We start from the raw sequence: 21194 nt of genomic DNA, 5'->3' as shown, positions 1-21194 counted from the left end.
GCGAAATTTTCAAATTTCACTGTTTGCTAAAGAGGGATGATGTTCATCCCTAAATACTTAAATATGTCTATTGATAGATAAATAATGACACTGCCCAAGCGATTAATACGGTTGGTGCACCAGTTAAAAATCGACTTACTAGAACCGAAGGAACACCTACACGAACAGTATCTTGTTTTGCTTCTGCTAGTGATAAACCGACAGGGATAAAGTCACATGCAGCTTGAGCATTTATGGCAAACAATGCTGGTAGTGCTAAATGAGGTGGAATATTACCTAACCCAATTTGTACACCAACTAATGTACCGATAACTTGCGCGATTACCGCGCCAGGACCTAAGAACGGTGAAAGTAATGGGAAAGAACAAATTAATGCTAATATCACTAAACCAAGTGGATTATCTGCTAAAGGGACTAATCCATGGGCAATGAAGTCACCTAATCCAGATGCAATAATGATCCCGATTAAGGCTGAAACAAATGCCATGAAAGGTAAAATCGTTTTGAGAACAGTATCAATAGTATCTCGGCCAGCTTGGAAAAAAACTGCTACACCAGACCCCATACCGATACCAATTTTGGCTAATAAGCCATCACTTTGCTCAGTGATTTTTTTACTACTGTCATAATCTTTAAATTCTGACGCTTTAGTATTTGCTTGAGCTGTTTCTCCTACAACATCACCCTCTTTTTCAATTAGTTTGATATTATTTGGCTTAACAGCAGAAACATAAATGTCTTCGACAATATATTGTGCAAGTGGTCCTGATTTACCAGTTGCGTGGATGTTGATAGTTGGTATTCGATTTTTTGGATAAATACCACAACGGAGAGTACCACCACAGTCAATTACAGCAACGCCTATTTCGTCTTTTGGTGGTTCACCTTCTTTAAAACCATCAATTGCTTCCCAACCAGTTAATTCAACTAAAGTATCGACTATTGCTGGTCTAGTACCAGCTGCAATGTAAACAATTTTTTTACCAGCAACGATTGGAAGCTCTAATGGACCACCCCAACCTGCTTCACCTTTTTCAATATGAATATATTTAGCCATTTTATTTTCCTTATATCGTGATAGATAATTGTTATAAATGAACTTTTCTATCTAGTTTAATTCCCATTTTTTTCTCAAAAATGGCTGTACAAAAGTCAGTAATCCAACCTCTAAAGAAGTTAGTAACTAAACCGACAAGGAAATAACTAACAGCTAATGGACCTAATGGTAAATTTAATGTAGTTAATCCAGCAGCAACCCCTAAATAAACAAAAAGTTCGCCAGGATTTACATGTGGAAATAAACCATTCATTGAGTGGCAGCTATAAGAGGATGCTGCATAATAGCTAGGTTTGTAAAACTCTGGCATAAAGCGACCTAAGCTTAGTGTCATCGGATTACAAAATACAAATGTACCAATTAAAGGAAGTAATAAATAACGTGAAACAGGGTTACCCGCACAAGCTTGAGCTAAACGTTCAATACGATCTTGCCCAATAAATTTAATGACCGCATTCATAACTACTAACAATGAAATTAATAAAGGTAAAATCGAGGTGACCATCCCGACTAACACTTTACCGCCTTCTTGGAATAAACCGATAAACCACTCGGCTCCAAATGAAATTGTATCAATCATATTTTCTCCTATTGATTTAAATTGCAAAGAAATATTAACAATTATGAAATCAAAAAAACTTTAACTGGATCACAATTTGAAACATTTTCTTTTATTTTGAAAGAAATATTTTAAACAATAGAAAAAAATAGGGTAATTAATCATTCATAGATAGTTGATATAGCAGTAATAGTTAAAAATAGCTCATTTTGATTGGACTTTAATAAAGAGTTGGCGTAATTTGGTGTTTGTTAAATAATCATTTAATTCACCTATAGGAGAATATTACATGGCTAAAAGTACTACTAAAAAAAGCACAACGGCTTCGAAATCATCAACAGCTCCAAAAGTTTTAAAAAATGTAAGTTCTGCCAAAAGATTACAGCAATCTGCAATTTTATTTCCAACTGATTTAGGCCAAAAAGCTTCAAAAGATATTTCTGGCGCAATGAACTCTGTATTAGCAGATGTGTTTGCTCTATATTTAAAAACTAAAAACTTCCACTGGCATGTCAGCGGTCCACATTTCCGTGATTATCATTTAATGTTAGATGACCATGGTGAAGAACTATTTGCAATGACAGATCCAATTGCTGAACGTGTACGTAAATTAGGTGGAACGACTTTACGTTCAATTGGTCATATTTCTAAATTACAAAGTATTTCAGACAACAATGCTGATTTTGTTGAACCATCAGATATGCTTGCTGAACTTTGTCAAGATAACATCAAACTTACAGAACGTATGCGCGTAGCACATGATATCTGTGACAAATATAACGATACCGCAACAGCTAGTTTAATTGAAGAGTGGATTGATCAAACTGAAAGACGCGCATGGTTCCTATTTGAAACAGGTCGTAGAATGGACTCATCAGGACACTAAAGCTCTGTGAAGTTCTGTAATTATCATAAATAAGAGACACTCATGGTGTCTCTTATTTTCAATTTAAGAGGAACCAAAAATGAGTAAAAAAATTGCAGTACTTGTTGGTAGTTTACGTAAAGATTCCTATAACTTAAAAGTAGCCAAAGTTTTTCAACAAATTGCGCCATCATCACTTTCACTAAATATCATCCAAATCGGTGATTTACCTTTATATAACGAAGATATTGATACTGATACACCGCCACAATCCTATAATCGTTTTCGCCAAGAAATTGCCAATTGTGATGGTGTGATTTTTGTTACACCAGAATACAATCGCGGATTACCCGCTGTCATAAAAAATGCACTTGATGTTGGATCACGCCCTTATGGTAAAAGTGTTTGGTCTAAAAAACCAGCTGCTGTGGTCTCTGTATCACAAGGCGCTATTGGTGGCTTTGGTGCAAATCATCATTTACGACAATCTTTAGTTTTTCTTGATATGCCTACCCTACAACAACCGGAAGCTTATATCGGTAATATTGGTACAGCTTTTGATGAAAGTGGCAATATTAACGAAAAAACCAAGTCTTTTCTTTCATCAATCATTGAAAGTTATGCTAAATGGGTTGAACAGCTAAGTTAATAATGATTTATTTTAATATCCACAACCAATATAATTGATTGTGGATATTATTAAATTTATTCGAAACAGATGCTAAACTTTTATCCTTCTAATGAACAAGAGTTATTGAATCGAGCAGAAATGGCCGCTGGCTATAGCTTTGCTGAGATAGCTCAATATGTCAATATTCCTATCCCTGCTAATCTTAATAAACAAAAAGGATGGGTAGGCAATCTGATTGAAACTTATCTTGGTGCGAATGCCGGCAGTAAAGCAGAACAAGACTTTTCTAATTTAGGCATTGAACTAAAAACAATTCCAGTCAATAAAGAAGGTAAACCATTAGAAACTACCTTTGTTAGTGTTATTCCTTTAATGGCAAATCACGGTGTGATTTGGGAAACCAGCCATGTTAAATACAAGCTTAGCAAAGTACTTTGGATCCCGATTGAAGGGGAAAGAAGTATACCTCTTGCAGAAAGAAAAGTTGGAAAACCAATACTTTGGACACCAACTTTAGAACAAGAGCAACAACTTAAACAAGATTGGCAAGAATTAATGGATATGATAGCTCTTGGTCAAGTTGAAAAAATCACCGCGCGTTATGGCACCTATTTACAGATCAGACCTAAAGCTGCCAATGGAAAAGCTTTAACTGAAGCCATTGGTGAAAATGGCGAGATTATTTTAACTCGCCCAAGAGGGTTCTATCTTAAAAAGTCATTTACTTCACAAATCCTACAGAATTCCATTGATCATTTAAGTTAAGAAGAAATGATCATTTAATTTCAATCACCCTTATTTTTTTAGCCTTACAAAATACTCCTTTTTTCGTTAAGAAAAAAACCATTTCTTTTATTTTGCAAGAAAATCAAATCTACGTCACATTTTTGCACATTAGTGATTTACTTTGAGCATTTGTGCATATAAATTCATTTAAACATTTGTGAAGCAACAAGAGAATTTGTGAAAGAGGTGTGAGATGAACTTTATATTAGCGGGTCATGGAAACATTGCCGTGGAAATGAAAAATAGCATTGAAATGATAGCTGGTGAGTATCCAAATGTACGGGCTATCACTTTTCAGTTAGGTGATGGTATTGAGACATTAAAAGACAAATATCTAAAAATTATTAATCAATCAACTGAGCAACCATTCATCATTATTACTGATATTTTTTCAGGTAGCCCTTATAACGCAGCGGCAATGTTGGCAATGCAATCAGAAAACATCGAAGTCATCAGTGGTTTATCTTTACCACTTTGTTTAGCGTTATTACATCTTGATTACTCCTCAATTAGCCTTGAAGAAACTTTTGAACAACTTAATGACATGAAATCCGATTTCATCAAATCTTTCAAAAAAATAGCTAAAAATATCGCTGAAGAAGAGGAACTTTAAATGATTATAAATTTAGTACGCATTGATGACCGTTTAATACATGGTCAAGTCACAACAGTTTGGACCAAAGAAGCAAAAGCAGAAAGAATCATTGTTGTTAGTGATGAAGTTGCTAATGACGAAATCCGAGCCACATTAGTTAAACAAGCTGCACCTCCTGGAATTAAAGTTTCTGTTGTGAGTATTGAAAAAGCGGCAGCGGTTTATAAAAACCCAAAATATGAAAACGATACCGTGTTTTATCTTTTTACCAATCCAACCGATATTCTGCGATTAATCGAACAAGGTGTACCAATTAAGAGTATCAATATTGGTGGTATGTCTTTCAAAGCAGGTAAAAAGCAGATTACTAAAGCGGTGTCAGTGGATGAAAACGATGTATCGGCATTTAGAAAGATGCATGAGATGGGAGTTGATCTTTGCTTAAAAGTGGTAATTACCGATCCCAACGTCGATTTTATCAAGCTACTTGAACAAGAATTCCCTATTAATTAATAGGAATAAACAAGGAGGCAAAAAATGGAAATTTCATTATTTCAAATTGTATTAATATTCATCTTCTCTTGTATAGCAGGTATGGGAAGTGTGCTTGATGAGTTTCAAACTCATCGCCCATTAATTGCCTGTACCGTCATAGGCTTAATATTAGGTGATATAAAAACAGGTATCATTTTAGGTGGTACGCTTGAATTGATTGCATTAGGCTGGATGAATATTGGTGCGGCACAATCACCTGATTCAGCACTGGCTAGTGTTATATCCGCGATATTAGTTGTAGTAGGTAAACAAGATATTCAAACTGGAATCGCAATCGCCCTCCCCGTTGCAGCAGCGGGTCAAGTTCTAACGGTATTTGCAAGAACAATCACGGTTGTCTTCCAACATGAAGCTGATAATGCCGCAGAAAAAGTTCAATTCAAAAAAATAGAACTTTTACATTATAGCGCGCTTTTTGTACAAGCTTTACGAGTAGCAATACCGGCAACATTGGTCGCCATTTATGTTGATGCCAATACCGTTAACACCTTATTAAGCATGTTGCCAGATATTGTTACTGGTGGTCTTGCTGTTGCGGGTGGATTTATTGTGGTAGTTGGTTATGCAATGGTATTAAACATGATGATGGTTAAATATTTAGCACCTTTCTTCTATTTAGGCTTTGTTCTTGGAGGTTACTTAAACTTCAGTTTACTCTCATTCGGTATTTTAGGCGTTATTTTTGCCACCATTTATGTCCAATTAAATTCAAAGTTTAACACGACTAAAAATAGCGAAAAAAGTATTGTGGCAAATTCAATCATTGCTGATGACGAGTTAGACGATTAATAAATAAGGATTCTATTATGAAAGAAATGTTAAATACCATTCAAAAGAAAGATATTGTTAGTACATTTATTCGATCTAATTTTCAACAAGCATCTTTCAACTATGAACGAATTCATGCCTTAGCTTTCTGTGTGGATATGATTCCTACAATCAAACGAGTATACAAAACCAAAGAGGAGCAACGTGAAGCATTAAAAAGACATCTAACGTTTTTCAATACGACTCCAGCAATGTGTGGACCCGTTATAGGCGTTACCATGGCAATGGAAGAAGCTAGAGCAAATGGTGCTGATATCTCTGATGGCACAATTAACAGTTTAAAAGTTGGTTTAATGGGACCGTTAGCGGGAGTGGGTGATCCATTAGTATGGGGAACCTTACGTCCAATAACTGCAGCGCTTGGGGCATCACTAGCACTAACCGGAAATATAGCTGGGCCATTACTGTTTTTTATCTTATTTAACTTAATTCGACTTGCCATGAAATGGTATGGATTAACGTATGGATTATCTAAAGGAATCGGAATTGTTAAAGATCTTTCAGGTAATATTCTTCCAAAATTAACAGAAGGCGCAACAATTTTAGGCCTATTTATCATGGGTGTCTTAGTCACAAAATGGACCTCCATAAATGTCCCACTTATTGTATCCCAAACGACCGGCATGAATGGAGAAGAGGTCATTATGACAGTACAAGGCATTCTCAATGACCTTGTACCAGGATTATTGCCATTAGCGTTAACACTTTTGATGATGAAATTGTTAAGGAAAAAAGTCAGTCCAATAATTTTAATCTTTGCATTATTTGCGGTAGGTATTATTGGCTATGGTTTAGGTATTCTTGCTAAAGGTTAAAGCGTTAAAGAAATAAAAAATTGACCGTTGAAAATGAATAAAAAGGTTTAAAGCTATTACCGAGAACTTTATTAATAGTAATTTGATTTTTTGAAATAAAAACGCTTTAAACCTTTTCCTAAATAAATTTAACCAAATTAGAGAATTAGAGGAATATATGAAAACTCAAGCAGTTAGACTGTATGGAAAAAATGATTTGCGATTGGAGTCATTTCAACTTCCTGAAATTACTGATGATGAAATTCTAGTTACAGTCATTGTAGATAGTATGTGTATGTCTTCATTAAAATTAGTCAATCAAGGTGAAAATCATAAGAAAACGCCACCCGACTTAAAAAATAATCCCATTATTATTGGGCACGAATGCTGCGGTGAAATTATACAAGTGGGTAAAAAATGGCAACATAAATTCAAACCAGGACAAAAATATGTCGTTCAGGCCAATTTACAACTTTCTGATAGCCCATATTGCGTAGGTTATTCTTATCCTTATACTGGTGGTTGTGCAACTTACATGATAATTAACCATGATGTACTAAAACAAGACTGTTTGATTCCTTATGATGGACAAACTTATTTCGAAGGTGCGTTAATTGAACCATTGTCGTGTATCATTGGGGCATTCAATGCCAATTTTCATTTAAAGCCAAATAGTTATGAACATATTATGGGCATTAAGCCTAATGGTAATCTGATTATTTTAGGTGGTACGGGCCCTATGGGTATGCTAGCAATAGATTATGCATTAGGGGGACCCATCGCACCTAAAAAGGTTGTCGTAACTGGTCGTAGCAAAGAGAAAATAGAACATCTAAAAACCCTTTATCAATCTCGTAATGGTATTGAATTAGAATTTGTGGATATTTCTAATGTCGATGATCAAGCGAAATTATTAAAAGATAAATCCACCACAGGAAGTTTTGATGATGTTTTTGTTTTCTTACCCTCTCAAGAGTTAATTCAACTCGCCTCTCAACTATTAGCGATTGACGGTTGCCTTAACTTTTTTGCTGGACCCCAAGATAAAAACTTTTCGGCTGAAATTAACTTTTACGATGTCCATTATAACTTTACCCATATCGTTGGCACTTCAGGCGGTAATACTAATGATATGCGAGAAGCGGTGAAACTAATCGAATCAGGTTCGGTAGATGTGGCAAAAATCGTAACTCACATTATGGGTATAGACCAAGCAAGTAAAGTCACTCAAATACAGGATCAGATTAAAGGTGGAAAAAAATTAGTTTATACCCATAAAAAGTTTGATCTTAAATGCATAGAATCATTAGATAAAAATGCGGATGATATTACTTTACAAAAAATACTCTCTAAAAATAATGGTATTTGGTCAAAAGAAGCTGAAGATTATGTTTTAAATTATTTTCCTGATATTGATTCTTGATTTATACTCTATTCAAATCAAGATGACATTTATTTGTGACATCTTGATTTGAATAAAAATATGGAGTTTTTTAATAACTAAAGATAATAAGATAACGCTACTATGATTAATCAAAATTTTAGCAACGACGAGTTTGAACAGCATAAGATGTTAATTAAGATTGCTCAATTGTATTATGAAGAGAATAAAACACAGTCCGAAATAGCAAAAATAGTTAACATACATCGCTCAAGCATTAGTCGAATGTTAAAAACAATACGCGAGCTAGGCATTGTTTCAATTTCGATTAATTATAATCTGTTACCTGATATAGCGTTAGAAGAAAAAATTTGTAATAAATATCATTTAAAACAAGTCATTGTTGTACCCGTCAACACTGATATAGACAATGAAAGTAAAAATCAGATTGTTTGTAATGTGGCAGCAAGTGTCCTACTCAAAAATATTACCGATAATGATGTGATTGGTGTGTCCTGGGGACGCTCGATCAATTATATTGTGAATAGTTTAAAAAATGATAATGCTACATTTGAAAATGTTACCATCGTACCAATGATTGGTGGCCCTTCTGGCAAGATTGAAACAAAATACCACGTAAATAATATAGCTTGTAAACTTTCCGATAAACTTAAAAGTAAAGCAATATTAATTGATTACCCCGCTATCGTTGATACCGCTAATTTAAAAACTGAAATTGAAAAAACTCAACACATGAAAGAACTCAATGATTGGTGGAATAAGATCACAGTTGCTTTATTTAGTATTGGTTGTCCAGCTATATCCAAAAGCTCAATTTGGTATGGTTTTTATGGTGAACTTTTTCAAAAAATTACTAACAGAAAAATTGTCGGCGACATTTTATCGCGATTTTATGACAAAAATGGTAAAGAATTACAAACGCCATTCCATGATCAAATTATTGGCGTGACGTTAGAAAATTTAAAAAAAATCCCTCTAAAAATATGTGCAAGTGGCGACGCTGAAAAACTTAACAGTTTAATCGCTGCATTAAATGCAAATTATATTGATGTATTAGTCATTAGTGATGAAATGGCAAATCAATTAGTTAATTGATCTCATAAAAAAGCTGACACTTGCGTAAATTAAAACGCCATTTCAATTTTTATAAATTATTTTTTAAATTTGTGACTCTATTAACAGATTCTTAGACTATTAACCTAGATAATCATTTTTATACTTCATCTTTTTTATTCTTCATTAAGGAAAAAACATGTATCGTTTAATTATAAAAAATGGATTATCTATTAGTTTACTCACGCTTACCGCTAGTTTCGCTGTGATAGCTTCACCACCATTTGTTCCAGTTACTTTGGACAAACTTAATATTCCTAATAAACAATGTAATGTTAGAGATTATGGCGCTGAAGCAACAGGTATTTGGTATGATACAAAAGCATTTCAAACCGCTATTAATGATTGTGCGCAAAATGGCGGTGGTAAAGTTATTGTTCCTGCGGGTTATTACCTATCTGAACCGCTATTTTTAAAAAGTAATATTGAATTTCATTTAGAAAAAGGGGCGGTAGTACAAGCTTCAGCAGAGGAAAGTGCATATCATCCTTCAGAAGAACAAAAAAAATGGTCATCATCAGATGAATCATTACCACTAACAAAACAATGGATTGGGTTTATTAATATTGCAGAAGAAAAAAATATTGCTATCACCGGTGAAGGAATTATTGATGGGCAAGGTTCAACGCTTTTAGAAAAATACCGCGCCGAGACTCGTCAAGCCGGAAAAAAGGGACCAACAAATCGCCCACGTCTACTTTTATTTAAAAACGCTAACAATATTTTAGTTGAAGGCGTCACAATACAAAATTCGCCAAGTTTTCATATTGTTTTTAAAAATGTGGAAGATATTACAATTAATAAAACAACAATATCCGCTCCAGCTTGGTGGCAAAACACGGATGCCATTGATCCAATGGATAGTAGAAGAGTCAGTATTACAAAAAACACAATAAGTGTGGGTGATGACCATGTTGCCATTAAATCAACTGTAAACAACCTTAGCCATGATTTTTATATTGCAGATAATAACTTTATGCTCGGTCGTGGATTATCTATTGGTTCAGAAACATATGGCGGTGTGAGCAATTTACTGGCAGAAAATAATACCTTTACCGATGCGATGTATGGTATTCGAATCAAATCGCCAAGAGGCAAAGGTGGTGAAGTTAAAGATATTGAGTATAACAATACAACAATGGTCAATGTAAAAACGCCAATTGTTTTGTCAGCTTATTATAAAGGCGGCCCAACAACAAAAGATGCAAAAATTAAAGCGTTACAAGAAGGTGAATTTGCTGGTGGATTTATGTTAGGCGATCAGATTTATCCTGCGGATACTGAACAACCAAAAGAGCATAAACAAACCCCATACTTCAATAACATTAGCTTCAATAATCTTACTGTAAAAGGTAAAAGTAATTACGCTGGTTTTATTATTGGAACACCAGAAAAGCCATTCAATAATATTAGATTTTCAAACATCAATATTGAAGCGGAAAACGGTTTTAAAATTCGTAACGCATCAGTTGAGTTTAGCCACACTAAAATTAATGTAGAAAAAGGATCAGATATTATTAAAGAAAAAGGAAGTCATATTACTCATCAATAGTAATTTGGTGGCTCAGATTTGAGCTAATAAAAAATTCACAAACTAGAGCGTTACCAATTGAAACTGTCAAACCGACAAACAAAACAGGTAACGCTTATATTTCTGACTCAAAATTAACGCAATAAATAATCTTATTAAATTTACTTGAAGAACTACAGAATATTTCATTGATCTTCGCTAAAAAGTGCATTATCTATCATTAATTTCCGTGAAATCAATACCGACTAAGCGCAAGCAAGATATCACGCTTTTGTTCATTATGCTGTTTTTTAATTTTTCTTTTTACCACAACGTGATCTCTCATTAATTGTTTTGACTTTAAAAGCTCGCCTCTAAAATGATTTTTATCCGTTCAATGTAAATTGAGTAATTCAATATAGAACTCAAAACTTAATGAAATGGTATAGACTCCTCAATTATTTTTACAAATAAACATCAATCAACCCAGAAAATCATCAACTAAAAAGTTTAATTAATGTTCCATAATCAAGATCAATAATTTGCTACCAATTGATTATTTGCATATTTCATTTGTTAATTTGTGATCCAAAACACAATTTGGAACGCTGTTTTAATTATAATGATCTTTAGTTTTGTTATTAAAATTGGAGCAAAAACATGGATCTTTTTCTAAATATATTTGGTCAGCCTGCTATCATTATTGCATTAGTTGCGTTCATAGGATTGGTACTACAGAGAGCAAAACTTTCTAAAATTATTACTGGCACCCTACTTTCATTTATTGGTTTTGTGTTAATTAAAACGGGTGGAAAAATCTTAGGTGGCGTGTTAATTATGTTCAGTAACATGTTTACTCATGCATTTGGAATGCATGGGGTCGTACCAAGTAATGAAGCCATTACCGCATTGACGATGGAATCACTTGGTACTAGTGCCGCCTTTATCCTCTTTTTTGCGATGATAATTAATCTACTATTAGCAAGATTTACCCGCTTTAAATCGATTTATTTATCATTGCATTTAGTGCTATTCATGGCATTTTCATTTACCGCAGTTTTACAAGGTATGGGCTATAATGGCTATATCATTGTTGCAACTGGCGCAATGATTATTGGCCTTTATATGGCGATATTTCCAACTTTACTCTCTAAATTTAGCCGTACAATAATAGGGAATAATGATTATTGTATTGCCCATGCTGGTACAGTTTCATACTTATTAGGTTCCTATTTAGGTAAATGGCTAGGAAATAAAAAAAATGATATCGAAAAGATTAAAATAAATGATCGTTTTAGCTTTTTAAGGCAATCAGATGTTGCGACTTTTATTACCATGTTTGTTTTACTATGCTTATCCGGTGCTTTTTCATCCGCTGAGTATTTGAAAGAGATACTCAAAAACAATACGTTTATTATTTTTGCGTTGGAACAATCAGCTATTTTTGCCGGAGGACTCTATATTGCCAAAAAAGGGGTCGCTATTTTTACTGAAGAAATCATCCCAGCTTTTAAAGGATTTGCCCAAGTTGTCGCACCTGGTTGTGTGCCGGCGGTCGATCCAATGGTGTTATTTGATAAAGCACCAAATTGTGTATTAGTTGGTTTTATTGTGAGTTTCTTTACTGAAATAGCTTGTGTGGTTGTTTTCCCCTTTATTGGTTTACCTATTATCATTCCCGGAATTATGGCAAGCTTCATCACTGGTGGAACAGCAGCAATATTTGGTAACTCAACAGGTGGAGCAAGAGGAGCGGTTATTGCCTCTTTCGTTAATGGTTTACTTTTATGTGTGTTGCCAGCCCTCGCATTACCTCTCTTTAAATTTTTAGGTGTTGAAGGTGTAACCTTTGCTGATCCTGATTTCACATCCTTATCGTTAATCACTGAATTTATTGTTAAGCTATTTAGTTAATCAAAAAGTCCGTTGCTGTAACGGACTTTTTCTCGATAAATTTAAATTAAATCAAACATTAATATTTTTGAATTTCTTTGATAATTATAGAGTTGTTTCTTTTTAATCGGTAGATCATCCACTTCAGCTGGATTAAAACCTTTTTCACGAAACCAATGAATGCTTCGAGTGGTAAGCACAAAGATTTTTTCTAATCCTAAATTATTAGCACTTTCTGAAATTTTTTCTAATAATAAATCACCGCGTGATGAGTTTCTATATTGCGGATGAATAGCCAAACAAGCCATTTCACCCATTTTTTCTTCTGGATAAGGGTAAAGCGCAGCACAGCCAATTGTCATATTATCACGTTCAATAATAGTGAATTTGTCAATTTCCATCTCTAATTGTTCTCGTGAACGTTTAACTAAGATACCCTGCTCTTCAAGTGGTCGAATCAGCTCCAATATCCCACCTATATCATTGATTGTTGCCAAGCGAACTTGCTCTGAATGTTCCATTGCAACTTGTGTACCAATACCATCGCGAGAAAACAATTCTTGCAAAATAGAGCCATCTACTAGATAACTAACTAAATGGCTACGACGGACGCCATTACGACATGCTTTGGATGCCGCACGCAAAAAACGAGCCTCACTAGATAGGTGTTTACCACATTCTTCTTTGCGATTAACATAATTATCAGCATCCACTGGGAACAGATCAGTTATTACATGATTTTGTTCATCAAGTACACCTTGTTCTGCACAAAAACTGATTAGTTTATCGGCTTTAAGTCGAATAGCTACTTCGGCTGCAACATCTTCTGACGATAAATTGAAACTTTCACCTGTAACTGACACACCTACAGGACCTAATAGTACAATCGAACCACGATTTAATTGCTCATCTATTGCTTCGTTATTAATTCGACGTATTTTACCTGTATGGCAATAATCAACACCATCATCAACACCTAATGGTTGTGCTATAACAAAATTACCACTAACCACATTAATATGTGCGCCTTGCAAAGGTGTATTATTTAAGCTCATTGATAAGCTGGCGGTAATATTAAGTTGTAATAACCCTGTTACCTGTTTAACTACATCTAGAGTTGGGCCATCAGTGATCCGAGTATTTTTATGGTATTTAGGTTTAATATTATGATTTTTCAGTGATTCATCTATTTGGTTACGCGCACCATTAACAATGACCAGTTTAATACCCAAGCTATGCAATAAACCAATGTCACTAATGATACTTGCATAATTATTACTTTTTAAAACTGCACCAGTTAATAAAATAACGAATGTTTTTCCTTGATGTGCATTAATATAAGGTACTGAATGCCTTAAACCATCAACGAGTTCAGTTGTTCTTTCTTTCATCGCACCACCACCCAAAATGAATATTTATTCAAATTTTTTGTATTTTTATTTATTTTTTATCCAATGGCAAGTCTTTTTTGAAAAATTCAAGAACATAAAATAGATAAAACTATTTTATAAAAATAGCTTAGCGAATAGTTAATGGAAGATAATGAAAGAAGTAGAGTTAATGATTTTTCAGTTTTTCAATCATTTGATTTAGAATTAAATTTTCATCTTGATCAACATCTACAATATGATGAGCAGCATCATGATATAAAGGCAAACGTTCAGCAAGAACTTTCTCCATTTCGTCAGAAATTGATAAACCCGTTAATGATGGTCGTTGAGCAATATTAGGATCTTTCATCAAGCGAGCTGCTAATATTTCAGCAGGCGCAGATAGAAATATGACGACACCATTTTGCTTCATAAACTGTCGATTTTTCTCAGCTAATACCATACCGCCACCAGTTGCAATAACGCGATTTGGCTTAGCGGTATCAATAAGGACTTGGCTTTCTCTAGCACGAAAACCCTCCCAACCTTCTTTTTCTACAATCTCAGCAACCGTTTTTTGCGTGGTTTCAAGTAAATGACAATCTGTATCGATAAAAGAAAATGATAACTCTTTGGCTAACATTTTACCCATTGTTGTTTTGCCAGCAGCTCTTGCGCCAACTAAAAAAATTATTTTTTTCATTTTGGGCCCTTCTTGATATACAGATCTTAAAATAAGTTATTTATGTATGCTAGTGATTCATTTTTATTTTTGCAATATTTTTTTACAATTTGATTTTATTATCCATATGATTTAATGAATAATAATATCCAAAAAAGTGTAAATAATTTAATGCAATTTACCTAGCATTCTTTAAACATAATCTAGCGTTGAGCATAACAATCAACACAACTTTTCTAAACCTCTAAAATAAAGTTCAGTAGCAATCGATTGATGCAATCGCCATTGAATCACATCTAATTCAGGATTCACTTTTTTAAACTCTTGGTATGTCATGAAATATCGAATGGTATTACTTCCAACACGATCATTAATACTATTGATAATCAGTTTTATTTTTTCACTACGAAGATTTTTTAATTCTTTCATTGTAGTTGCGACATTTTCAGGAACAGGTAAAACTCCGTTTTCCCAATCATGCCAAGTTTTTACGTCCGTTTTACCGATATACTCACTTGCCTCTGATACTTTTAGCATCAGAAAACGGCGAAATGCTTGTAACTCTAAATTAGTCATAAATACTCCCTTTTAATCACATTTTAAATTTATTAATCACTTTAACAATCTTAGCCGATTTAATAAATTTTTAAGATGAAGATTAAATATTTAGTCACCATCCCAATTGAATGAGATGGTTAATTTTAAGCTTTTATTTACCTGATAAAGCATCAATCACAGCTTGTTTTGCTCTATCTGAAAGCTCTTTTCCTGTCCAAATTTTAAATTGAGCATTTGCTTGACCAATAAACATCTCACGTCCAGAAATCGATTCCCATCCTGCTTTTTCAGCTTCTTGTCTAAACTTCGTGTTATATGGTGTGTACACAATATCGTAAGCTATGCCTTTACCTTTAAACCATGCTTGTTCATAAGGAGTTTGATCTTCAAATTTACCTTGCATACCTAATGGAGTAGAGTTGACAATAATCTGTGCTTCAACTTTATCTCTATCTGCCCAAGCTACCGTTTTAAGATTAAATTCTTTAGCTAATGCTTCGGGTAAATCAGTGACAATATCGGTAACTGTTATATCACTATATCCAAGATCTTGTAATCCAACAACCGCCGCACGTGCTGCACCGCCCGCCCCAAGTATTAACACTTTTTTATATTCAGCTGGTAATTTCTTTTGCGCTAGTGGTTGCATAAAACCAATAATATCGGTGTTATCGCCACAAAGCTTATCACCATCCCAATAAACTAAATTAGCTGCACCCGCTTTTTTAACATGATCAGTGACTTCATCTAAATAAGGAATAATAGTTTGTTTGTGAGGGATCGTAACGCACAAACCACGGATATTTAGTAATCGTACTGATTTAAAAAGTGTCGCAATTTCCTCTGGTGGTGTAGGAAAAGGTACAAGTACGGCAGGAATACCATAATCTTGGAAAGATGTAGTATGAATAAGTGGGCTCATACTATGCCCCAAAGGATAACCGATAATGCCATAGATGCTATATGGCGTAAACTGACTCATACTATCTCCTTGAAAGTAAATAAATTCAGACTAATAGATGAAATTTAAAATCCATAGTATTAAAACACAGTTATTATAAGATTAAATCGTTTTATATTGAACAAAAACAATCTAAATTATGAGATAATTATTTCGTCATAATAATGAATTTAGAATTATTAATCTTTTTCAATTAAAAACTTATTTTTAAGCTTAGATAAGATAATGCTTGAGAATTTACCTGTAAAAGCGTATACTTCGCTACCTCATTATTATGGGTGTAGTGTGAGAGGTTAGACTGCTTCTCAAATAGAACTGCAGCAAACTAAAAGCCTGACGAGGTTAATTCCATTAACATATTACGCCCAAGGCTTAAGCATAGAAATTTCGGAGAATTATTGACATGTCACGAGTATGCCAAGTAACAGGAAAAGGTCCTTTAGTGGGAAATAATCGTTCTCATGCGATGAATGCTACTAAACGTCGTTTTCTACCAAATCTTCAAACTCACCGTTTTTGGGTTGAGAGTGAAAAACGTTTTGTAAAATTACGTATATCTGCTAAAGGTATGCGAACTATCGATAAAAAGGGTATTGATGCAGTTTTAGCTGAACTTCGTGCCCGTGGTGAAAAGTACTAATAAGGAAACCATATCATGGCTAAAGGTGTACGTGAGAAAATTAGATTAGTTTCTTCTGCTGGTACCGGTCATTTTTATACCACTAGCAAAAATAAAAGAACAATGCCTGAAAAGATGGAGATCAAAAAATACGATCCTGTTGTTCGTCAGCACGTTGTTTATAAAGAAGCTAAAATTAAGTAATTTTACTTTTAAATAAAAAACCCAGCTAAGCTGGGTTTTTTATTACTACAAGAAATCATATCTCCATACAAATAAAAAAGTACTTCGCTCACATTTTTAGCAAAAATAATCCCTATTAATAAGCAATACATTTCATAATAGACTACCATTAGTTTACCAAAAAAGATTCGGTCAAATTCAGTCAAAAACAAACATTATCTTATTTACCGATTTTGACCGATTTGTTTTGTTTCAGGTAATAATATGAATAAATTTAATCAAGTATAGAACTATTCAATAAGATAAATGTGTCCTTTATCACATTTTATTGATAATGAAACAAAACAAATGACAAAACAGATTCCATCCACAAAATGTTAAATTTCACAAAGCTAAAATGGTAAGGCAGTTAAGGAGATATTATGTTAATACTAGAACGGCAACAAATGATCATTCAATTATTAAGTCAACATAATAGTTTGACAGTAAATGATATGGCTAAACTATGTTCCGTATCTAAAGAAACACTACGCAGAGATTTGAGAGCTTTAGAGGAAAAGGATTTAATTCGTCGCAGCCATGGAGGAGCAGTACTAGCCTCAACTCTCTCTAGTGAACCTATAGTGCCTTCCATATTAAATAGTAATCGTTCCTTCCGCCAACGGATTTTAGTAAATACTGATGTAAAAACCCGAATCGCTAGAAAAGCACTACAATTTGTAAATAATGCAGATCGTATTGCTTTAGACAGTAGTTCATCTTGCTGGTTTTTAGCTCGACAACTTCCAAATGTGGATATGACAGTTATCACTCATTCCATAAATGTTATTCAAACATTAGCAGCTAAAAGTCAAATTCAAATTTTCGTTTTAGGCGGTGCTTATTTTGCCAAAAATGAAGATATGGTTGGAACATTAACCGAAAAGATGTTGGCAGAATTTACTATAGATACATTATTTATTTCTTGCGATGGATTGGATTTTGATAATGGTTTAAGTGACAACAATGAATATCATGCTCATTTGAAAAAACAAATGATTTTAACAGCAAGAAAAGTCATCGTATTAGCTGATTCAACCAAATTTAATCAAAATGCCTTCGCCAAAATATGTAATTTAGGCGATATTGATGTACTAATTACCGATAAGAAAATCGATAAACTACTACAAAAAGAAATGGATTGGCACAGTGTCGAAGTCGTATTAGCTTAAATAAATATCTCTTCTTAACTAGATAAAAATGAGGTTCTAGTAATAAGGAGAATAATTATGCAGTATAAAATTTCCCCATCACTAATGTGTATGGATTTAATTAATATAAAGGAACAATTAACATTTTTTAATCAACATGCTGACTTTTTGCATGTTGATATCATGGATGGACATTTTGTTAAAAATATCACGCTTTCAGCTTTTTTTATTGAACAGATAAAACCCCACACATCGATACCAATCGATGTCCATTTAATGGTAGAGCACCCTACAGATTTTATTGATCAAATGGCAACTGCAGGTGCGGATTTCATTTGTCCTCATGCAGAAACAATAAATACTAATGCTTTTAGAATCATTAATCATATTCATCAATTAGATAAAAAAGCAGGAGTTGTTATAAATCCAGCTACCCCTATTGAGTATATATCACAATACATTCATCTACTCGATAAAATCACCATAATGACGGTAGATCCCGGTTATGCTGGTCAACCATTTATTCCAGAAATGTTACAAAAAATAAAAAAACTTTCTGATTTAAAACACCAAAATAATTTTAAATTTCTAATTGAGGTTGATGGTTCTTGTAATGTCAATACTTATCATCAACTGCTCTCATGTGGAGCAGAAATACTGATCATGGGAAGCTCGGGGCTATTTAAGAAGAATCTATCTTTAGATGCGGCATGGAAAAAAATGACGGCCGATATCAATAACGCTATTCAAACTATCAAATAGTAAAAGGATATTTAAATGAAAGGAAAAGTTTGTGTTTTCGGATCTTTTAATCTTGATATAACAGCATTTTTAGATCGCTTTCCTGAGCCCGGTGAATCATTAGTTGCCAAATCAAGTAAAATTTCTGCAGGTGGAAAAGGTGCGAATCAAGCAACAGCAGCATTAAAAGCAGGAGCAAATGTACATTATATAGGAAAAATAGGAGAAGATGATTTTGGTTATTTTGCTCGTCGACATCTCAAAGAAGTAGGGTTTAATGCAGTAACTATATTAAGCTCAAATGAACGGGCTACAGGTAATGCATTAATTTATGTTGCTGGGGAAAATGCTGAAAATATGATTTCTGTCGATCCAGGAACAAATATGATTGTTACTGAAGAAGAAATTAAAAAATGTGAACCAACAATAAAATGTGCAGATGTTGTACTAGTTCAACTTGAGAATAATCTCTCAGCTATCAACCAAGTAATTGATATAGCAAGCAATGCATTTACTATTTTAAATCCAGCACCCTTTCAGCCCGTTAGTGATGAATTATTATCAAAAGTTGATTTACTAACACCAAATGAAACAGAAATTTACCTACTCACTGGACAAAAGGTCACCGACAAAGAAAGCGCTGAACGTGCAGCAGATTATCTCCACCAAAAAGGCGTTAAGCAAATCATCATCACTATGGGAGCTAAAGGTTCACTGCTTTCAGATCATTGTAGTAAAACTTGGATCCCTTGTTTTCCTGCGAATCCTGTTGATACAACTGGTGCAGGTGATGCTTTTAACGGAGCTCTAGCCGCTCAAATTGCTAATGGTCAAGATATTAAACAAGCTGCGTTATTTAGTTCTGCTTTTGCAGCAGTAAGTGTTGAATATATTGGAGCTGCTTGTATGACTACTTACCAACAAGCAATTGAACGAATGAACAAATTTAGTGGTAATTAATCAATTATTACTAATTATTTTTAAATATTAGGTTTTATTATGAATATGAAAAATAAATCATCTATTTTAGATAGTAGTACTTATTTAACAAAAACGCCATGGGCAAAATTTATTTTAGTTTGTTGTTTATTTGCACTATGGGGAATGGCTGTTAATTTAAATGATATTTTAATTGCTCAGTTTAAAAAAGGGTTTGATCTTACAGATACACAAACCGCTTTAGTTCAATCAGTATTCTTTTTAGGATACTTTTTTATCGCTTTACCAGCAGCAGCTATAATTAAAAGATTCTCTTACAAATTAGCGATTGTTATTGGGTTAATGTTATATGCGACAGGCTGCTTTTTATTTATTCCTGCGGCCTCATCCATGACCTATTATGCATTTCTTGGTTGCTTAGGTATTATCGCATGTGGTTTGTCATTTCTTGAATCATCTTGTAATACTTATTCAAGTTTATTGGGGCCTATAGAAACATCAACACAACGGATTAATTTTTCACAAATATTTAATTCAGTTGGTGTCATATTAGGTGTACTAATCGGCCAGAAATTAGTGTTTGGAAAAGATGATCCTAGCCATGCTGAATTATTGCAAATGACACCTGAAGCTGCGAATGCGGCAAGGCATCAAATGGTTGGGCAAGTAGTTACACCTTATATAATAATTGGTTCAATATTAGTTTTAATCGCATTAATATTTATTTTTGTCAAATTCCCTGCATGTAAAGCGAGTTCGACTGAAAATCAAGGAAATGAAAATTTAATTCATTCTTTAAAACGACTTTTTGCTATTCCTCGATTTACTTTGGGTATTATTTCTCAATTTTTATATGTTGGTGCACAAGTTGGAGTCTGGAGTTTTACTATACGTTTCGTCCAACAAGTTGAAACTGGCACATCTGAGCATAATGCTACGTATTGGTTGCTCATATCACTACTTTTTTATGCATTAGGGAAAATTGTTTCTACATTTTTAATGAAAAAAATAAGTCCTGCTAAGTTATTAAGCATATTCGCAATTCTAGCTGTAATATTATTATCAATAGCAATAATTAGCTCTGGTATTATTGCCATTGCAACATTAACTACTATTAGTTTTTGTATGGCACCAGGATGGCCAACTAATTTTGGTTTAACAATTAAAGGAATGGGTAAAGATACTCAAACAGCAGGATCAATTGTCGTTATGTCTATTATAGGCGGTGCAATTATTCCACTAGTTATGGGAATCATTTCTGATGTAAATCAAGGAAATATGCAAATAGCATTTATCGCTCCTCTATGCTGTTTTATCTACGTCGCATTTTATGGTTTCTATTGTTCGAGAAAAGGAATTTAAT

Annotated in this window: 23 protein-coding genes; 17 read left to right on the top strand and 6 right to left on the bottom strand. The window is 33.7% G+C overall.

Annotation, left to right across the window (positions count from 1 at the left end; all coding sequences use genetic code 11):
- Positions 1-67: 67 nt before the first annotated feature.
- Positions 68-1057 carry a PTS glucitol/sorbitol transporter subunit IIB gene (locus J3U27_RS02155; protein WP_065561996.1) on the bottom strand — a complete coding sequence of 330 codons (990 nt, stop codon included), beginning with the start codon at positions 1055-1057 and terminating at the stop codon, positions 68-70.
- 31 nt (positions 1058-1088) lie between these two features.
- Entirely contained in the window at positions 1089-1637 is a 549-nt protein-coding gene (srlA, locus tag J3U27_RS02150; RefSeq protein ID WP_065561995.1) for a glucitol/sorbitol-specific PTS transporter subunit IIC, read from the bottom strand.
- A gap of 268 nt (positions 1638-1905) precedes the next feature.
- On the opposite strand from srlA, the gene J3U27_RS02145 reads away from it, so the two are divergent.
- From J3U27_RS02145 to J3U27_RS02095, 11 genes are all read left to right on the top strand, one after another.
- Positions 1906-2502, top strand: coding sequence for a Dps family protein (locus J3U27_RS02145; protein WP_081299444.1), 597 nt, complete (start codon positions 1906-1908; stop codon positions 2500-2502).
- A gap of 79 nt (positions 2503-2581) precedes the next feature.
- Positions 2582-3130 (top strand): NADPH-dependent FMN reductase, encoded by a 549-nt coding sequence (locus J3U27_RS02140; protein ID WP_065735025.1) that lies wholly within the window; start codon positions 2582-2584, stop codon positions 3128-3130.
- A gap of 69 nt (positions 3131-3199) precedes the next feature.
- Positions 3200-3877 (top strand): DNA mismatch repair endonuclease MutH, encoded by a 678-nt coding sequence (gene mutH / locus J3U27_RS02135; protein ID WP_176701504.1) that lies wholly within the window; start codon positions 3200-3202, stop codon positions 3875-3877.
- 214 nt (positions 3878-4091) lie between these two features.
- Positions 4092-4511: a PTS sugar transporter subunit IIA gene (locus J3U27_RS02130; RefSeq protein ID WP_065561992.1), complete on the top strand. Its 420-nt coding sequence runs from the start codon at positions 4092-4094 to the stop codon at positions 4509-4511.
- A complete protein-coding gene (locus J3U27_RS02125; protein WP_065561991.1) occupies positions 4512-5006 on the top strand; it encodes a PTS system mannose/fructose/N-acetylgalactosamine-transporter subunit IIB in 495 nt (164 codons plus the stop codon).
- A gap of 24 nt (positions 5007-5030) precedes the next feature.
- Complete coding sequence (locus J3U27_RS02120; RefSeq protein ID WP_065561990.1) at positions 5031-5837, top strand: PTS mannose/fructose/sorbose transporter subunit IIC; 807 nt, start codon at positions 5031-5033, stop codon at positions 5835-5837.
- 17 nt (positions 5838-5854) lie between these two features.
- Positions 5855-6691, top strand: a complete 837-nt coding sequence (locus tag J3U27_RS02115) for a mannose/fructose/sorbose PTS transporter subunit IID (protein ID WP_065561989.1) — start codon at positions 5855-5857, stop codon at positions 6689-6691.
- A gap of 157 nt (positions 6692-6848) precedes the next feature.
- Positions 6849-8093 carry a zinc-binding dehydrogenase gene (locus J3U27_RS02110; RefSeq protein ID WP_065561988.1) on the top strand — a complete coding sequence of 415 codons (1245 nt, stop codon included), beginning with the start codon at positions 6849-6851 and terminating at the stop codon, positions 8091-8093.
- 102 nt (positions 8094-8195) lie between these two features.
- Entirely contained in the window at positions 8196-9167 is a 972-nt protein-coding gene (locus J3U27_RS02105; protein ID WP_065561987.1) for a sugar-binding transcriptional regulator, read from the top strand.
- 157 nt (positions 9168-9324) lie between these two features.
- On the top strand, positions 9325-10737 hold the full coding sequence (locus J3U27_RS02100) for a glycoside hydrolase family 28 protein (protein ID WP_267330938.1): 1413 nt from the start codon (positions 9325-9327) through the stop codon (positions 10735-10737).
- A 618-nt stretch (positions 10738-11355) separates the two neighbouring features.
- Positions 11356-12609 (top strand): PTS ascorbate transporter subunit IIC, encoded by a 1254-nt coding sequence (locus J3U27_RS02095; RefSeq protein WP_267332357.1) that lies wholly within the window; start codon positions 11356-11358, stop codon positions 12607-12609.
- A 41-nt stretch (positions 12610-12650) separates the two neighbouring features.
- Here J3U27_RS02095 and argA read toward each other — a convergent pair whose 3' ends face one another.
- From argA to aroE, 4 genes are all read right to left on the bottom strand, one after another.
- Positions 12651-13979 (bottom strand): amino-acid N-acetyltransferase, encoded by a 1329-nt coding sequence (gene argA / locus J3U27_RS02090; RefSeq protein ID WP_065735021.1) that lies wholly within the window; start codon positions 13977-13979, stop codon positions 12651-12653.
- 166 nt (positions 13980-14145) lie between these two features.
- Positions 14146-14661: a shikimate kinase AroL gene (gene aroL, locus J3U27_RS02085; RefSeq protein WP_065561984.1), complete on the bottom strand. Its 516-nt coding sequence runs from the start codon at positions 14659-14661 to the stop codon at positions 14146-14148.
- A 201-nt stretch (positions 14662-14862) separates the two neighbouring features.
- Positions 14863-15216 (bottom strand): DUF1870 family protein, encoded by a 354-nt coding sequence (locus J3U27_RS02080; RefSeq protein ID WP_065561983.1) that lies wholly within the window; start codon positions 15214-15216, stop codon positions 14863-14865.
- A gap of 133 nt (positions 15217-15349) precedes the next feature.
- Entirely contained in the window at positions 15350-16180 is an 831-nt protein-coding gene (aroE, locus tag J3U27_RS02075) for a shikimate dehydrogenase (protein ID WP_065735020.1), read from the bottom strand.
- Between the two features lie 382 nt (positions 16181-16562).
- On the opposite strand from aroE, the gene rpmB reads away from it, so the two are divergent.
- The 6 genes from rpmB (at position 16563) to fucP (ending at position 21193) form a co-directional block, all read left to right on the top strand.
- Entirely contained in the window at positions 16563-16799 is a 237-nt protein-coding gene (rpmB, locus tag J3U27_RS02070) for a 50S ribosomal protein L28 (RefSeq protein ID WP_025314527.1), read from the top strand.
- Between the two features lie 15 nt (positions 16800-16814).
- Positions 16815-16982 (top strand): 50S ribosomal protein L33, encoded by a 168-nt coding sequence (rpmG, locus tag J3U27_RS02065; protein WP_034884348.1) that lies wholly within the window; start codon positions 16815-16817, stop codon positions 16980-16982.
- Between the two features lie 401 nt (positions 16983-17383).
- On the top strand, positions 17384-18172 hold the full coding sequence (locus J3U27_RS02060) for a DeoR/GlpR family DNA-binding transcription regulator (RefSeq protein WP_065735019.1): 789 nt from the start codon (positions 17384-17386) through the stop codon (positions 18170-18172).
- 57 nt (positions 18173-18229) lie between these two features.
- Complete coding sequence (gene alsE, locus J3U27_RS02055) at positions 18230-18913, top strand: D-allulose 6-phosphate 3-epimerase (RefSeq protein WP_065735018.1); 684 nt, start codon at positions 18230-18232, stop codon at positions 18911-18913.
- Between the two features lie 15 nt (positions 18914-18928).
- Positions 18929-19852 carry a ribokinase gene (locus tag J3U27_RS02050; RefSeq protein WP_065735017.1) on the top strand — a complete coding sequence of 308 codons (924 nt, stop codon included), beginning with the start codon at positions 18929-18931 and terminating at the stop codon, positions 19850-19852.
- A gap of 39 nt (positions 19853-19891) precedes the next feature.
- Positions 19892-21193: an L-fucose:H+ symporter permease gene (gene fucP / locus J3U27_RS02045; protein WP_267376722.1), complete on the top strand. Its 1302-nt coding sequence runs from the start codon at positions 19892-19894 to the stop codon at positions 21191-21193.
- The last annotated feature ends 1 nt before the right edge of the window (position 21194 follow it).

Origin of the sequence: Gilliamella sp. B2911 (genome assembly GCF_026536965.1) — a bacterium.
Taxonomy (GTDB): Bacteria; Pseudomonadota; Gammaproteobacteria; order Enterobacterales; family Orbaceae; genus Gilliamella; species Gilliamella apicola_E.
The sequence above is the reverse complement of the archived record's forward strand: the minus strand, read 5'-3'. Positions and strand labels throughout refer to the sequence as shown.

What these genes read in the sequence shown, in the direction of transcription:
- fucP (WP_267376722.1), top strand. Translation starts at nt 19,892, where the DNA reads ATGAATATGAAAAATAAATCATCTATTTTAGATAGTAGTACTTATTTA.
- J3U27_RS02105 (WP_065561987.1), top strand. Translation starts at nt 8,196, where the DNA reads ATGATTAATCAAAATTTTAGCAACGACGAGTTTGAACAGCATAAGATG.
- J3U27_RS02050 (WP_065735017.1), top strand. Translation starts at nt 18,929, where the DNA reads ATGAAAGGAAAAGTTTGTGTTTTCGGATCTTTTAATCTTGATATAACA.
- J3U27_RS02100 (WP_267330938.1), top strand. Translation starts at nt 9,325, where the DNA reads ATGTATCGTTTAATTATAAAAAATGGATTATCTATTAGTTTACTCACG.
- J3U27_RS02080 (WP_065561983.1), bottom strand. Translation starts at nt 15,216, where the DNA reads ATGACTAATTTAGAGTTACAAGCATTTCGCCGTTTTCTGATGCTAAAA.
- aroE (WP_065735020.1), bottom strand. Translation starts at nt 16,180, where the DNA reads ATGAGTCAGTTTACGCCATATAGCATCTATGGCATTATCGGTTATCCT.
- J3U27_RS02060 (WP_065735019.1), top strand. Translation starts at nt 17,384, where the DNA reads ATGTTAATACTAGAACGGCAACAAATGATCATTCAATTATTAAGTCAA.
- J3U27_RS02110 (WP_065561988.1), top strand. Translation starts at nt 6,849, where the DNA reads ATGAAAACTCAAGCAGTTAGACTGTATGGAAAAAATGATTTGCGATTG.
- srlA (WP_065561995.1), bottom strand. Translation starts at nt 1,637, where the DNA reads ATGATTGATACAATTTCATTTGGAGCCGAGTGGTTTATCGGTTTATTC.
- rpmG (WP_034884348.1), top strand. Translation starts at nt 16,815, where the DNA reads ATGGCTAAAGGTGTACGTGAGAAAATTAGATTAGTTTCTTCTGCTGGT.
- aroL (WP_065561984.1), bottom strand. Translation starts at nt 14,661, where the DNA reads ATGAAAAAAATAATTTTTTTAGTTGGCGCAAGAGCTGCTGGCAAAACA.
- rpmB (WP_025314527.1), top strand. Translation starts at nt 16,563, where the DNA reads ATGTCACGAGTATGCCAAGTAACAGGAAAAGGTCCTTTAGTGGGAAAT.
- J3U27_RS02095 (WP_267332357.1), top strand. Translation starts at nt 11,356, where the DNA reads ATGGATCTTTTTCTAAATATATTTGGTCAGCCTGCTATCATTATTGCA.
- J3U27_RS02130 (WP_065561992.1), top strand. Translation starts at nt 4,092, where the DNA reads ATGAACTTTATATTAGCGGGTCATGGAAACATTGCCGTGGAAATGAAA.
- J3U27_RS02115 (WP_065561989.1), top strand. Translation starts at nt 5,855, where the DNA reads ATGAAAGAAATGTTAAATACCATTCAAAAGAAAGATATTGTTAGTACA.
- J3U27_RS02145 (WP_081299444.1), top strand. Translation starts at nt 1,906, where the DNA reads ATGGCTAAAAGTACTACTAAAAAAAGCACAACGGCTTCGAAATCATCA.
- mutH (WP_176701504.1), top strand. Translation starts at nt 3,200, where the DNA reads ATGCTAAACTTTTATCCTTCTAATGAACAAGAGTTATTGAATCGAGCA.
- argA (WP_065735021.1), bottom strand. Translation starts at nt 13,979, where the DNA reads ATGAAAGAAAGAACAACTGAACTCGTTGATGGTTTAAGGCATTCAGTA.
- J3U27_RS02125 (WP_065561991.1), top strand. Translation starts at nt 4,512, where the DNA reads ATGATTATAAATTTAGTACGCATTGATGACCGTTTAATACATGGTCAA.
- J3U27_RS02155 (WP_065561996.1), bottom strand. Translation starts at nt 1,057, where the DNA reads ATGGCTAAATATATTCATATTGAAAAAGGTGAAGCAGGTTGGGGTGGT.
- J3U27_RS02140 (WP_065735025.1), top strand. Translation starts at nt 2,582, where the DNA reads ATGAGTAAAAAAATTGCAGTACTTGTTGGTAGTTTACGTAAAGATTCC.
- J3U27_RS02120 (WP_065561990.1), top strand. Translation starts at nt 5,031, where the DNA reads ATGGAAATTTCATTATTTCAAATTGTATTAATATTCATCTTCTCTTGT.
- alsE (WP_065735018.1), top strand. Translation starts at nt 18,230, where the DNA reads ATGCAGTATAAAATTTCCCCATCACTAATGTGTATGGATTTAATTAAT.